This window comes from Acidobacteriota bacterium, assembly GCA_040752675.1.
GTDB lineage: Bacteria > Acidobacteriota > Polarisedimenticolia > JBFMGF01 > JBFMGF01 > JBFMGF01.
Window position 1 is genome coordinate 1 of sequence record JBFMGF010000030.1, and the last position, 14,157, is coordinate 14,157.

10 protein-coding genes are annotated in these 14,157 nt (G+C 48.9%); 5 read left to right on the top strand and 5 right to left on the bottom strand.

Annotated features, from left to right (window positions below; genetic code table 11):
• Positions 1-329: 329 nt before the first annotated feature.
• The 5 genes from AB1756_03295 to AB1756_03315 all read left to right on the top strand — a co-directional run bounded on the left by AB1756_03295 (position 330) and on the right by AB1756_03315 (position 6,803).
• Positions 330-3,353, top strand: coding sequence for a PAS domain S-box protein (locus tag AB1756_03295; protein ID MEW5806361.1), 3,024 nt, complete (start codon positions 330-332; stop codon positions 3,351-3,353).
• 128 nt (positions 3,354-3,481) lie between these two features.
• Positions 3,482-4,057 (top strand): carboxypeptidase-like regulatory domain-containing protein, encoded by a 576-nt coding sequence (locus AB1756_03300; GenBank protein MEW5806362.1) that lies wholly within the window; start codon positions 3,482-3,484, stop codon positions 4,055-4,057.
• 42 nt (positions 4,058-4,099) lie between these two features.
• Positions 4,100-4,942 carry a PAS domain S-box protein gene (locus AB1756_03305; protein ID MEW5806363.1) on the top strand — a complete coding sequence of 281 codons (843 nt, stop codon included), beginning with the start codon at positions 4,100-4,102 and terminating at the stop codon, positions 4,940-4,942.
• The gene (locus AB1756_03310) at positions 4,912-5,334 is read left to right on the top strand and encodes a response regulator (GenBank protein ID MEW5806364.1); all 423 of its coding nucleotides are present in this window, start codon (positions 4,912-4,914) and stop codon (positions 5,332-5,334) included. The genes AB1756_03305 and AB1756_03310 overlap by 31 nt, the downstream gene beginning before the upstream one ends.
• Positions 5,335-5,462: 128 nt before the next feature.
• On the top strand, positions 5,463-6,803 hold the full coding sequence (locus AB1756_03315; GenBank protein ID MEW5806365.1) for a replication-associated recombination protein A: 1,341 nt from the start codon (positions 5,463-5,465) through the stop codon (positions 6,801-6,803).
• Positions 6,804-6,870: 67 nt separating this feature from the next.
• Here the strand turns inward: AB1756_03315 and AB1756_03320 are convergent, their stop codons facing one another.
• The 5 genes from AB1756_03320 to lon form a co-directional block, all read right to left on the bottom strand.
• Positions 6,871-7,071, bottom strand: coding sequence for a cold shock domain-containing protein (locus AB1756_03320; GenBank protein ID MEW5806366.1), 201 nt, complete (start codon positions 7,069-7,071; stop codon positions 6,871-6,873).
• Positions 7,072-7,247: 176 nt separating this feature from the next.
• A complete protein-coding gene (locus AB1756_03325) occupies positions 7,248-9,302 on the bottom strand; it encodes a CRTAC1 family protein (GenBank protein ID MEW5806367.1) in 2,055 nt (684 codons plus the stop codon).
• A 169-nt stretch (positions 9,303-9,471) separates the two neighbouring features.
• Positions 9,472-10,185, bottom strand: a complete 714-nt coding sequence (locus AB1756_03330; protein MEW5806368.1) for a metallophosphoesterase family protein — start codon at positions 10,183-10,185, stop codon at positions 9,472-9,474.
• A gap of 12 nt (positions 10,186-10,197) precedes the next feature.
• Positions 10,198-11,475 (bottom strand): flavohemoglobin expression-modulating QEGLA motif protein, encoded by a 1,278-nt coding sequence (locus AB1756_03335; protein MEW5806369.1) that lies wholly within the window; start codon positions 11,473-11,475, stop codon positions 10,198-10,200.
• 48 nt (positions 11,476-11,523) lie between these two features.
• Positions 11,524-14,001: an endopeptidase La gene (gene lon, locus AB1756_03340; GenBank protein ID MEW5806370.1), complete on the bottom strand. Its 2,478-nt coding sequence runs from the start codon at positions 13,999-14,001 to the stop codon at positions 11,524-11,526.
• Between the last annotated feature and the right edge of the window lie 156 nt (positions 14,002-14,157).

Genomic DNA, 14,157 nt, shown 5'->3' on the forward strand with positions numbered 1-14,157 from the left:
TAATGCTAGCACCCCCAATTTCTATCCAATACTGCTCAGCTTCTCCTGAAAATAAGATTTTAAACTCATTACTAAGAATCTATAGGAAAAATCCCGATTACATATTTTCTTGCCACAGCAAGCTATCGTACCCTGGGCCACTTCCTTCATGTGATATCGACTTGCGTGTTTTAGATTATCACTATGGATAATAAAAAGCAAGCAAAAAATCACCTTGTACAACAAATAGTAAAAACTTGCATCTTACCTTGAATTTTTCTTATCGAGAATTATATTGAAATTGAGAAGTTCCTGTCTTTGTTTTTGTTGGTGAGGGTATAGGGAATACAATGCATTTTATAGCAACCAGTAAGGACATCACCGAATCCAAGCGGGAAGAGGAGAAGCTCCTAAGGCAAAGCGTTCTTTTGAATGCCATCAACACGATCTTTAGAGAAATGCTGACCTGCAAGACGAAAGAGGAGCTGGGTAAGGCATGTCTTACCGTCGCCGAAAAACTAACCGGGAGCAAATTCGGTTATATAGGAGAATTGAATCAGGCTGGTCTTTTCGATACCATTGCAATCAGTAATCCAGGATGGGTGGCCTGCAAGATACCAGGGTCGAAAGCTACGAAGTTGATCAAGAATATGGAAATTCGTGGCATTGATCGATCAACGCTCAGGGAAGGAGCATCGAGAATCGTCAACGATCCATATTCCCATCCTGATTGGATCGGAACTCCCGAAGGACATTCATCGATAAGCTCTTTCCTCGGTGTTCCATTAAAACATGCCGGTAAGACAATCGGCATGATCGGCCTGGCAAACAAAGAATCAGGCTATGACCTGGCCGACCAGGAGGCGATCGAGGTTCTTTCCATCGCCATTGTGGAAGCATTGAATCGAAAGGAAATAGAGGAAAAGATAAGCACAGCAAAGAAGGAATGGGAAGAGACTTTTGACGCGGTCAATGATCTCGTCGCTATCCTTGATAAGAACCACAAGATCAAGAGAATCAACAAAGCCATGGCTGATCGCCTGGGCCTGAACTATAAAGATGCGATTGACTTGTCATGTTATGAACTCTTCCATGGGACGAAGGAGCCACCATCAAATTGCCCCTATGAACAAATGCTTAAGGATGGCAGGCAACATCAAGCCGAAATCCATGAAAAGCGTCTCGGAGGCGATTTCATAATAAGCGTGTCTCCCTTTTATGGAGAAGAAGGTCAGATCGTCGGAGCCGTTCATGTTGCCCATGATATCACCGAGCGCGTTAAAGCAGAACGGGCGCTTCAGCAAAAGGCAACCATTGTGCAATTACTCCAGGAGATAGCTGTTGCTTCTAATATGGCATCAACGATCGAAGAGGCGATGCAGACGACTCTTGATAAAGTCTGCGTCTATACTGGATGGCCGATCGGACATGTTTTTATGCATAGCGCTGATTCTTCGGGTGAGCTGGTTTCAACAAAACTGTGGCACCTGGATAACCCTGAGCGCTTCGAAACTCTCTGCAAAGTCACCATGGATATGCGATTTCCTCCAGGAGTTGGATTGCCGGGTCGGGTTCTGGCCAGCAGGAAGCCATCATGGATTATCGATGTGACACAAGATTCGAATTTTCCAAGAGCCCAGTTGGCAAAGGACATCGGAGTCAAAGCCGGATTCGCCTTCCCCGTCATGGTGCGCACTGATGTTGTGGCTGTTCTTGAGTTCTTCTCCGAGGAAGCCGTGGAGCCTGATGAGTCATTGCTTGAAGTTATGGCTCAAATCGGCATTCAGCTCGGGCGTGTCGTCGAACGCAAACAGGGGGAGCAGGCCTTGCTGGAATCCGAAGAAAAATATAGAGCGGCTGTGGAAGAATCCCTGTTGGGTGTTTACATTATTCAGGATGGTTTCTTTAGATTTGTCAATAAACGCTTTTGTGATTTATTGGGCTATTCCTATGATGAGGTTGTTGATAAACTTGGTCCGATTGATCTTACCCTCCCTGCTGATAGAAAGATTGTTCAAAAAAAGATTGAGGATCGGCTGAATGGTCTCATCAAAACTGCCGAATATGAGCTAAGAGCCATCAAAAAAAATGGAGAAATATTACTCATCAAAGTTCTTGGCAGTATAGCAACCTACAGAGGAAGACCGGCCATCATAGGGACCATGCTTGATCTCAGCAAGGAAAAGCTTCTTGAGCTTCAATTGATGAGAGCGCAGAAAATGGAAAGTTTAGGGCAACTGGCAGGGGGGATTGCCCATGACTTCAATAATATCCTTGGTATTATCTCTGGCTCACTGGAGATCTTTCAGAATAAGGCATTTCCCGAAGACTGCAAAAAGATCATTGCGATGGCAAAGAATGCCACTGAAAGAGGTTCGGAAATTGTGAAACGGCTTCTTCTCTTCTCAAGAAATGAGGAAGTGAAGCTCATTCCTCTTTCGCTTCCCATGGTCATTGATGAAACCATCAGTATCCTTGAACACACAATTGAAAGAAATATTACCATAGAGAAAAATATTGACGATTCCAATACCTTCATTCTGGGAAATAAGGAACAGTTCCTCCAGGCATTGCTCAATATCTGCATGAATGCAAGGGATGCCATGCCTTCAGGTGGAACCATCAAAATCATACTTGAAAAAGCTAAGGCAGGAGACTTGAAACAGAAACTTCCTGCTATGGAGGATAAGAACTTCTGTGCCCTTCATATCTCAGATACAGGTATTGGAATGGATGAATGGATTCAAGAACACATTTTTGATCCCTTCTTTACAACGAAAGAAAAAGGGAAAGGAACAGGCCTGGGCCTCTCCATCGTTCATGGCATCATTAAAAACCATAAAGGTTTCATCGATGTAACAAGTTCCCGAGGTCGGGGGACAACCTTTACTATCTACCTTCCCGTTGTTTCCTTGCCTGCAGAGATCGTCATGACAGAGGAGGAAACGAAAATAAAAGGGGGTCATGAGAGAATTCTAGTTGTGGAAGATGAAGAATTTCTTCGGGAAATCCTGAAGGAAGAGCTCCTCTCGCTGGGTTACGAAGTGATTGAGGCATCCAATGGATTCGAAGCGCTTGCCATATTTAAAGATAGATTTCTTTCCATTGACCTTATCATTCTTGATATTGGAATGCCGGGAATGACAGGGGATATCATCTTTTCAAAATTGAAAGAGATTGATCCAGAGGTCCATGTCATGATTGCCAGCGGCTATCTGGAAATTCCTAAGAGGAATCAACTCAAGCAGCTCGGGGTGAAAGAATTCATTCAGAAACCTTATACACTCAAGGAAGTCGCTTTAGCTGTTAGAAAGATTCTTGATGACTCCCAGGGAAAGATGACTGAGGTCCCCTTCTCTGAAAAAGCGAATTGAGCAACAACCTTAAGGAAAAAAGTCTTTACATTAAAAAATTTTTTGTTATGATAGGAAATGATTTTAAGTTTTAATTTTACTTAGACATAGACTTACTGTCAAGAACCCTTCATAAAAAGGGGCTTTAAATGAGAAAGATGAAAATGGTATTGCTTAAAAAATTGATCTGCTTTTGTCTTTCGCTGTCACTTCTTGTATTACCTTCCCTCTCTTTTTCCAAGGAAGCCGGGTCGGAACTACGCGGAAAGGTCTTCCGGTCAGATGGAAAGACAGCCATAATGGGCGCTACCGTCAGAGCTTACCACATCGAATCGGGGAAACTTTACAACAGCGCGCCGACGGATGAATCGGGGTCTTATGCGCTGACCCATCTTCCCTACGGTTATTACGATGTCGCCGTCGAGACACCAGAAGGTCTTTTCGTATCGACACAGGTGATCAACGTTGCTCCCGATAGCAAACTATCGCTCTCCTTTGCCATTAGCTCCTTCGAGGAACAGCCGCAGGAATGGTGGGCAGGAAAGGAGAAACCCCAGATTCCAGCTCTGAAGAAAGAATCTTCAGGAATTGCAAAGGTTCTCGAACGGAAAGGCGGAAAGGCTTTCTGGAAAAGCGGTAAAGGGATTGCCACCATCCTTGTTGGCTCGGCAGCCGTCATCGGCGCCATCATCGCCAGCGGCGGAGAGGAAGGCAGCCCACATTAATTTCCGTGACGCGAGGACCTGTCCGGCAACAGGGAATATCAGATGCTGGCTGCTTTTCTCCCGATAGAGTTCCAGAACCCCCGCTGGATCATCGTGATGAACACCTCTTCCAGCAGCGCGGTCTCCTCTGCCCGCAACTTCTTCGGTGAATTCACTCTCCTCCTCCTGCTAATCATGGTGGCTCTCTTCGTCGGAACCATTCAGGTGTTCCGCGATATCACCGAGAGAAAGAGGATGGAACAGATCCTAGCCGAATCGGAAGAAAAATACCGGAGAGTTGTGGAAGGGTCGCTAGCAGGAGTTTATATTCATCAGGATGGGATCTTCAAGTTCGTCAACAAGCGCTTCTGCGAGATTATGGGTTACGATTATGAGGAACTCATCGACAGGATGGGACCGCTTGATCTTGCACATCCGGAAAATAAGATCCTCGTGCAAAAGAAGATCGAAGAACGCTTGAAAGGCCAGGTCCAGGTTGCCGAATATGAAGCCAGAGCCGTCAGGAAGAACGGAGAGATCATACCGGTCCGGATCCTTGGCAGCACCATAATCTACCGTGGAAAACCCGCCATCATGGGGACCATCCTGGACCAGAGCAAGGAAAAGGCGCTCGAGCTTCAACTGATCCAATCGCAGAAGATGGAAAGCCTTGGTCAACTGGCGGGTGGGATCGCCCATGACTTCAACAACATTCCGGGAATCATCGTAGGGTCTCTGGATATCCTTAAGAGCACGAACCCTAATGAGCGTTCGACCAGATACATCGACATGTCCCTTGAAGCCGCCAAGCGTGGTTCCGATGAGGAACCACTTTTTCCCTCTATTTCCCCATGGCGCAGGTCACCGCCGAAAAGATGGAATTCAATGAGAAGCTCGGCGAAATAAAGGGAGGAACCGAGAAGCTCCTCATCGTGGAAGATGAGGAGGCGCTGCGGCAGCTCTTGAAGGAGACATTCATGGTGCTGGGCTACGAGATCCTCCAGGCCACCGATGGTTTTGAGGCAATCGAACTTTTCCGGGAGAAGGCCGATCTCATCGACCTTGTCATCCTAGATATCGGTCTGCCAGGGATGGCGGGAGACATCGTCGCCATGAAGCTGAAATCCATTCGCCCTCATGCCAGAATCGTGATCGCCAGTGGGTATCTGGAATTCCCCAGGAAGGCAGAGCTCCTCGAACTCGGCGTGAAAGAATTTATCCAGAAGCCTTATTCCATAATGGAAATCGCCAGCACTGTCCGCCGCATCCTCGACGAAGCCCCTTTCTCCCCTGTATGACCCTCCAGGCATCATGCCTGACATCCAAAGCAGGATACCTTATCTATTCGGGAAATGGAATCCTGTGGTATATTATTCAAAAACCGGGAGAAGATAGATTAACGCAGAAAGTTATTGATCAAATCTCAATGGAGAAGAATCAAGAGAAAAGAGTAACCGCGTCTGCGCCGTTAGCGGACAGGATGAGGCCCATGGACTTCGATGAGTTCCTGGGTCAGGACGACATAGTTGGCGAGGGAAAGCTCCTCCGGCGCGCCATCGAAAAAGACGAGTTGCGCTCCATAATCCTCTGGGGACCACCAGGCTCAGGCAAGACGACTCTCGCACACATCATCGCACATCACACGAAGGCAAAGTTCATCCCTTTCAGTGCCGTCCTCGCGGGGATCAAAGAGGTCAAAGAGGTCATGGCTCAGGCGGAAGAGCACAGGAAGATGTTCGGTCAGAAGACCATCCTCTTCATAGATGAGATTCACCGGTTTAACAAAGCCCAGCAAGATGCATTCCTGCCATACGTTGAAAAAGGGATCATCATCCTCATCGGAGCGACTACCGAGAATCCATCCTTCGAAGTGATCGCTCCCCTCCTCTCCCGCTCAAAGGTATACGTCCTGAGGCCTCTCTCCCAAGAGATGATAGAGAAGATTCTGAAGAAGGCGCTGACCGATGAGAGAGGTTTGATGCGGCTTAACGTTTCCATTGAAGACACTCTGCTGAAAGAGATCGCCATCCTTTCGCAAGGAGACGCGCGCTTTGCCCTCAACATCCTCGAGTTCGTCTGCGCGAATGCTCAACCGGGTGAAGCAGGAAGAAGAAAGATCGCACGGGAGATGATCATAGACGCTCTTCAAAAGACGTCGCTCTATTACGACAAGGATGGTGAAGAACACTACAACCTCATATCTGCTCTCCATAAATCGCTCAGGAATTCAGATCCCGACGCTGCGCTCTACTGGCTTGCGAGGATGTTGCAATCCGGAGAAGACCCCCTCTACATAGCAAGGCGTATGGTGAGGTTTGCCAGTGAGGACGTAGGAGTAGCTGATCCTCAGGCCCTCCAAGTCGCCATCGCCGCCAAGGAGGCCATCCATTTCCTCGGGATACCGGAAGGTGATCTCGCCCTCGCCGAGGCAGCCGTCTATCTCGCAATGGCTCCCAAGAGCAACTCCCTCTATGAAGCCTATGGAAAAGTGACCGACGACATCCGAAAAGGCGAGGTCTTCCCCGTTCCTCTGCATCTGAGGAATGCTCCGACCGGACTTATGAAAGCGTTGAAGTATGGGGAGGGGTATAAATACGCCCACGATTTCGAGGATGCCATGACCGATATGGATTGTCTCCCGGAGAAACTCAGATCAAGGAAGTACTATACGCCGACGGCAAGAGGATTCGAGAAGCTGATCAGAGAGAGGCTCGAAAAATGGGAAGCATTCAAGAAAAGGAACAAAGATAAAGCCGGGAAAAAATAAAGCCGGGAAAAATAAAAAACCCAGCGGGTTTGCGTCCCGCTGGGATCTTCAAATTCAGGTACAGGATTTACAGTTTCATGACTCTTTCGGCGTGGGGCCCCCGAGGTCCTTCCTTGATTTCGAACTCTACTTCTTCCCCCTTGTCAAGCGTTTTGTACCCTTCCGACTGTATTGCGGAGTAATGGACGAAAACATCCGGTCCATCCTCTCTCTCAATAAAGCCATAACCTTTTGTGTTATTGAACCACTTGATCTTTCCTTTAGGCAACTGCTAAACCTCCTTTCCTGAAAATCTCACCCGCACTTACTACCAGCCTGCGGTTCTTCTTAAAAAAAAGCCACAAAGAAAAGTCTCTGTGGCTTACGGACCTAACGAATCAATACAGCAACCTCAAAATCGCCTAAAGTATACACCTACATCTTTCAAAGTCAAGACTTTTTCTTCTATTCACACTTGTTAGTCGATGCATTTATTTCAGCGTCTCGGGCTCCCTTCTGATAGGTCGAGCAAACATCATAGGTGCTCTTTTTGCCGCCAGAATGTTCAAACCTTGCCAGGTAATAGAATCCTTCACCTGCAGGAGGCTGGCTGTCATCAAAAGTCTGCGTGTCCGCGCTGTCATTCTCGACACATCCAGTCAGCGAGGAAGAAAAATCGCCATGGCTCGAACGCAGGGAGTTCAGATCGCCTTTCACGATATCATAGGATTCTGCACCGGAAACCGGATCCCATGTGATAGTTGACTTATCACTTGAGAACCTGAGCCCTGAAATCGTTTCCTGGTCACAAACGGTCATGATCTGATCAGCATTGACATTGGAGAGGATCTTCGTCGTCCCATCCGGCCAGCGAATCTCGAGTTGATTAACCACGGTGGATGATCCCAACCCAAAATGGATTCTCATGGAGTTCTGAGTGGAATGATAGCCTGTTCCCCCGGAGACCTCTCTCATCATCGCAGTGCTTCCCACAGTCGCTTTGACTCTCGCGCCGATGGCTGCCCGATTGTTGTATGTGGTCCCAAGCAAATTTAGCTCGAGCCAGTGGTTGCTATTTGCTGTAACATTCTTGAAAAGATGGAAATAAGAAGGCTGGCACCACGTGTTGGCATCGGCCGTGTTGCAGTCAGGCTTCTCCGGCTCTGGAGTGTTGATGTACTGGCACTCTCCTGTCCCGTCTCCATCACTGTCACTGCATTCCACCCAGTAATTATTTCCCCCTGCAGCCAGATCCAGATCGCCGTCATTGTCATAATCTGCCCAGGCCGCCGTGCTTGAATACCATAGCTTCATGCAATTCGCTCCGGCTGCCGGTGGTTGTTTCGGGTCCGATGGGCAGTCACCATAGTAATTCGTCATGTCCGTGAACTTCTGGTATCCATCACCACCTATCCCGTTGTTGCGGTACATTTTGGAGTAATAGCTGGAGTACATATAAATCTGCGTCACATAGATATCGATATCGCCATCATTGTCTGCATCTCCCCAGGTAGGAGATGTCTCTGTCCAGTCGTTTCTTGAGGTCGACATCTGCTCCATACCGGTGTTCGGGCGGATATTCGTGAAATTATAATCAGGAGGGCCGTTGTTCCTGTACAAAGCAGAAGCATCGTGCCCTAAGAATAGCCAGTAAATCTCGTGGGCAAGATCAGCTTCGTAGAGGTCGATGTCGCCGTCATTATCCATGTCGCCCCAATCCGAACCGAGTGTATGTCCTTCATCACCTACATTATCGGCTTTAGCACATCCCTTCGAATCCGCTACATTCTTGAACTTTCCGCTCCCCTGATTTTCCCAGAGCGTATTGGGCATGATTCTATAGTTTGAAATATAGATGTCGTTCAGGTTGTCGTTGTTATAATCGCCCCAGGTCACTCCTCTCACGCATCGCCGATCTACTTCATTAGGCTTTTCGTCCTGCGTTCCATCACCGTCAGCATCGCGAACTCCGCTCGTCCAGGAAACATCGGTAAACGTCTTGTTTCCATTGTTTTTATAGAAGAAATCAGGCCAGCAATAGAGAGTGCTGCCATCCCAGGTCTCATAGTTTCCGATGTAGAGATCAATGTAGCCGTCTGCATCGTAATCGCCCCAGGCGGATGCCGTGAAGGGCCATGAGTTCCATGGACACCATGGGTTGGCACTCGTGCAGCCGCAATCGCCATCGTAAGCCGAGCATCCCCTATTCTTCAGGCCGGAGCTGTCCGTCTGGTTAGAGAATGTCCCGTCGCCGTTGTTGATCCAGAGAGCATTCGTACCGCTCGTGCAGAAGAAATCGAGGTCTCCGTCGTTGTCGATATCTCCCCAGTGGCCGCCGTTGCCACCCGTGAATGTCGTATGCTTCGAAAAGGTGAAATCTGGTGGACCGGAATTAATGTACAAGTCGCCGCAGCCGATCAGTAGGTCTTCATAGCCGTCGTTATTGAAATCGCCCCACGTCACTGACCCGGCTCCATGGACGCCGATGCCGACATCGTTCGTGACGTCAACGAATTTCATCTCCTGGGAAAATAAGAACGATGCCTTAAACAAAAACGAAACAGAGAACATGATGAACAAACATTCGCGCACTTTGTTTTTAGACATACTTCCCCCTTTCTTTTATCGATTATTCATTAATTATATACTGTGAATACAAAGATAAGTCAATACAAAATTCTTTGCTTGACTATTTGCCGATGAGGAGGCGGTCGGCGATCTCGGAAGGAAGAGGCGACTTTCTGATGGCCTCGGCAACCTTCTCGATGTCGTATTCCACTCTCAAGATCCTGACCCTGACGTTGGCGTCAGCGTCCAGGATGACGCAGGAGGCTCTCGGGTTTCCATCCTTAGGATTCCCTACACTTCCCACGTTGATGAAATGAATCCCATCGATGTTTTTGTGGAAGGGAACGTGCGTGTGGGCAAAAACGTTCACATCGGCTCCCGTGTACCTTGCCATATCTCTCATGAAATCATCGCCGCGGGACTCCCAGATGGATGTGTAGATGTCAAAAGGGTTTGCATGGAAGAGAGAATAGGTTTGCTTCCCCGCTTTGAAATTTATGTCAAAGGGAAGATCGATGAGGAGGCTCCTTGCCGCGTGGCTGACCCGGTCTCTCGTCCATAAATATGTTCTATGGTAGAGATCAAATTCCGTGTCGTCTCCAAAATCGCATCCGCAGTCCTCGCTTTTGTAAGCGGCGTTCTCGTCGTAATTTCCTCTGACTCCCTCCATCTGAACAAGCCTGATGAACTCCACGCACTCGTTGGGGAACGGACCGTATCCTACCAGATCTCCCAGATGGTAGATATTTTCGCACCCTTCGTCTTTTAGAATCCCATAGCACCTCTCCAGGGCGACGATGTTCCCATGGATGTCACCAAGGAATCCTATCCTCATCCCCTCACTCCTTCACGAGACACCGTGGATCCTGAAATGTTCTTCGTAATACTTCTCCACAGCGCTCAGATCAACTAAATTCAGGAACGATGAGATGCTCATGTGACTTGCCAGCCACCTCTTATCACGAACCCATGGAGGAAGATAATATGGAAAAGAGATCTCCCCGCTCTCGTAATGCCTGTAGAGGATCGGTAGGTCTTCGATCGTCACCTTCCCCGCAAAGAGAAAATCGATATAGTGGAAGATGTTCAGCTTCAGCGCGACCCTTATAAAATTATATATCCTTAAAAAATATTCAAGGTAGCTGCAATCCTTCGTGAACGGGTATCGCCCATGGACATCGCCGCCCCGGAATACCCTCCGGCACAAATCGAAGGCTTCATGTTCGTTATAGTTTCCCTTCGTCAGGAAATGCTGGTAGAGATCGACGAAATCGGCCCCTTCCTCCGCCATGTGAATTCCTATTGTTCGGTCCTTCAACTTCTGGAGCCTGCCGACCGTTAGCTTCTTGCTCACCCACTCCTCAAAGACGGCCAGACCTTCGTTGTATTTGACGGAGCGTGGGGTCGCCTTCGAAAGGAACTTCAGAAGCGTTTGCTTCTCGCCGTTGATGGTCGTGCCGATGTGGATGTAGCCTTCATGATGTTCAAGGTACTGGAGTGTCCTCATGTTGAACATCCTTCCCTTCTTGAGCTTCAGCTTCTTTGCTCCGGCAGAGGCTTCCGATGTGATGTCACGGCTGAGGACCACTCTTATCTCTTCCCTGGGAAAGTACCTTCGAAACCTTTTGTTCAGGATCCGCACGGCCCGCTCCGCAGAGATATCGTTCTTCATGGGCGGCCCTATTCGCTCATCGGTCTCCACATCCAGAACACAATCAAGATGCCGGGCCAGTTCCAGATTGGTCGTTCTGTTGTCGAGGAAACTGTCGGATGGGGAGCCGTACAGCCCCCTGGATATCTCGTAGAACTTCCTAGTCCCTCTTGCTGCAACCATCTCGATGACCTCGATATACTGCTGGCAGGTGTCATAGAGGATGCGCATGAGATCATCGCGCGGATCGAGCATAGCCATGATTTCCTGAAATTCTTCTATCTTTTTTGAGGGGTTGAACTTAAGAGGAGGATAATCGTAGACGGGAAGCTCTCTTCCCATACTTGCCAGAAATTTCTTTTTGATCCAGCCGGGCCAGGCAATGGAGGAGAGGATACGGACCGGTTTCTGCGCGATTATAATCCTGTCGGATGCGGCTTTCAGAGTCTCCCGGTATTTATCCCTTTTCTCCATTAAGAAGAATCCCCCTCATGAATAAGAGGAGGACAATTTTATCAGAAACTACTTTTTCCCTTTTTGATTAAACTCATCGATTCCAAAGATGATCTTCAGAATGTCTCCTATCTCCCGAACCATGTGGAACTTCAGCGCCTTCCTCGCCGTTTCGCTCAGATCCTGGAGATCGTTCTCATTCTTATCTGGTATGATAACCTCGGTGATTCCAGCCTGCTTTGCCGCAAGAACTTTCTCCTTAATGCCACCGACCGGAAGCACCTTCCCGCGCAGCGTGATCTCCCCCGTCATGGCTATGTTGGAGGGGACGGGTCTGTTGAGGAGGAGAGAGGTCAACGAGACGAAGATGGCAACTCCTGCCGATGGGCCATCCTTCGGAATGGCTCCCGAGGGAACGTGGATGTGAAAATCGTGTTTTTCAAAGACCCTCTCCTCGATGCCAAGCATCTGCGAGCTCGATTTGATGAAACTGAGCGCGGCCTGGGCGGATTCCTTCATCACATCACCAAGATGACCCGTGATGTTAAGGCTCCCTTTTCCCCGCATTTTGGTCGATTCAATGAAGAGGATCTCACCACCCGTCGAAGTCCAGGCAAGACCGATAGAAACGCCGGAGCGGTCGGTTCTCTCAGCGACCTCCCTGAAGAATTTCATCGGCCCGATATACTGGACGAGACGTTCTGCGTCGATGACCACCTTCTCCGTATCGAAAGTTTTGATGATCTTCTTTGCATCCTCCGGCTTTTCTCCCGCTTCCTGATCTTTCTTCCCTTCCACAGTTGCTTCTTCGATCTCGGCTTCTTTCACTTTCCCCTGCTCCACGAGCTGGCAGGCCACTTTCCTGCAAACAGTTGCGATCTGCCGCTCGAGGTTCCTCATACCAGCCTCCCTCGTGTATTCGAGGATCATCTTCATTATGGCGTCATCGGTGAACTCTAGAACATCAGGTGTCAGGCCATGCTCTTTGAGCTGCCTGGGGATGAGATGCCGTTTTGCAATCTCAAGCTTCTCCTCTTCGGAGTATCCCGGGAGACGGAGGATTTCCATCCTGTCCTTCAGGGCAGGCGGGATCGTGTCGAGGATGTTTGCGGTCGTGATGAAGAAGACCTGAGAGAGGTCGAAAGGTACTTCCAGATAGTGGTCGGAGAAAGAGAAGTTCTGTTCCGGGTCCAGGACTTCGAGAAGGGCGGACGAGGGATCCCCCCTGAAGTCCGTTCCGACCTTGTCAATCTCATCGAGCATGAAGACGGGGTTTCTCGTGCCCGCCCGCCTGATTCCCTGGATGATCCGGCCTGGAAGCGAGCCGATGTAAGTTCTCCTGTGTCCTCTGATTTCCGCCTCGTCCCTGATGCCCCCGAGCGAAATCCTTGTGAACTTCCTCCCCATGGCTCTCGCAATGGAACGTCCGAGCGAGGTCTTCCCAACGCCAGGAGGCCCGACGAAGCACAAGATCGGGCCCTTTAGTTCGCTCCTGATGTGCCTGACGGCCAGATATTCCAGGATCCTTTCCTTGACGTCCTTGAGGTTGTAATGGTCTTCGTCGAGGATGGTCCTCGCGTCCTTGATCTCTATCTTATCCTCGGTATAGATGGACCATGGCAGGGTGATGAGCCAGTCGAGATACGTTCTGGAAACAGTGTATTCCGCCGCATGCGGGGGCATCTTGGCAAGCCGATCAAGCTCCTTTTCTGCAACCGACTTCACGTCGGCAGGCATTCTCGCTTCTTCAATCTTCTTCTTCAGCTCCGTGATCTCCTGGGTCCTCTCATCTTCTTCTCCCAGCTCTTTCTGAATCGCCTTCATCTGCTCTCTCAGATAGAACTGCTTCTGCGTCCTCCCTACTTCATCCATGACCTGGGACTGTATCTTGGAGCCAAGTTCGGTGAGGTCAATCTCTCTCGTTACGATCTCAGTCAGCCTTGTAATCCTGCTCTTAAGATCGGCTTTTTCGAGGAGACCTATCTTTTCATCTACTGAGATGTTGAGAACGGAAGCTGCCATGTCCGCAAGTCTCGATGGATTATCAATCCCCGAGGAGAGGACCATCTCGCCATGTTCCCCGGAAATGCTAGTCGTAATGGAAAGGAACTTCTGAAACTGGTTGTAAAGGTTTCTCGTGAGCGCCTGGATTTCAAGGGTGTTCTCGAAGCGCTCTTCCATCTTCTCGATCTGCGCAACAAGATAGGGTTCCGTCCTCTCAAATTTGATGACCTTGATCCTATCGAGGCCCTGGATGATCAAGTTGATGTTACTCTCGCTCAGCCGGACTACTTTAATGATCCGGGCTATCGTTCCATATCGGTATAGATCGAAAGGGTTGGGGTCATCGATGGCAGGGTCCCTCTGGCTGACGACTCCAATAAGCCTCGGGCCTCTTTCGGCATCCTCGATGAGATTCAGGGTTTTTCTTCTTCCCACGGATATGGGCATTATGGCGTGGGGGAACAGAACACTGTTTCTCAGCGGAAGGACACCGATCTCGGATGGTGTATTCGCTCTCTGAAATTTATTCTTTGCATCGATCATTGAATTACCTTATAAAAAGGTGTCGATATAATAATATTTTACTTTGCGCCATGCGGCAAGCTTATAAAAAGACGAAAAGGGGGCATCTTTTACGATGCCCCCACCGTTTCCGGCTCAATTGATGCTGATTTTCTTTGGCTTGGCTTGCTCTGTTTT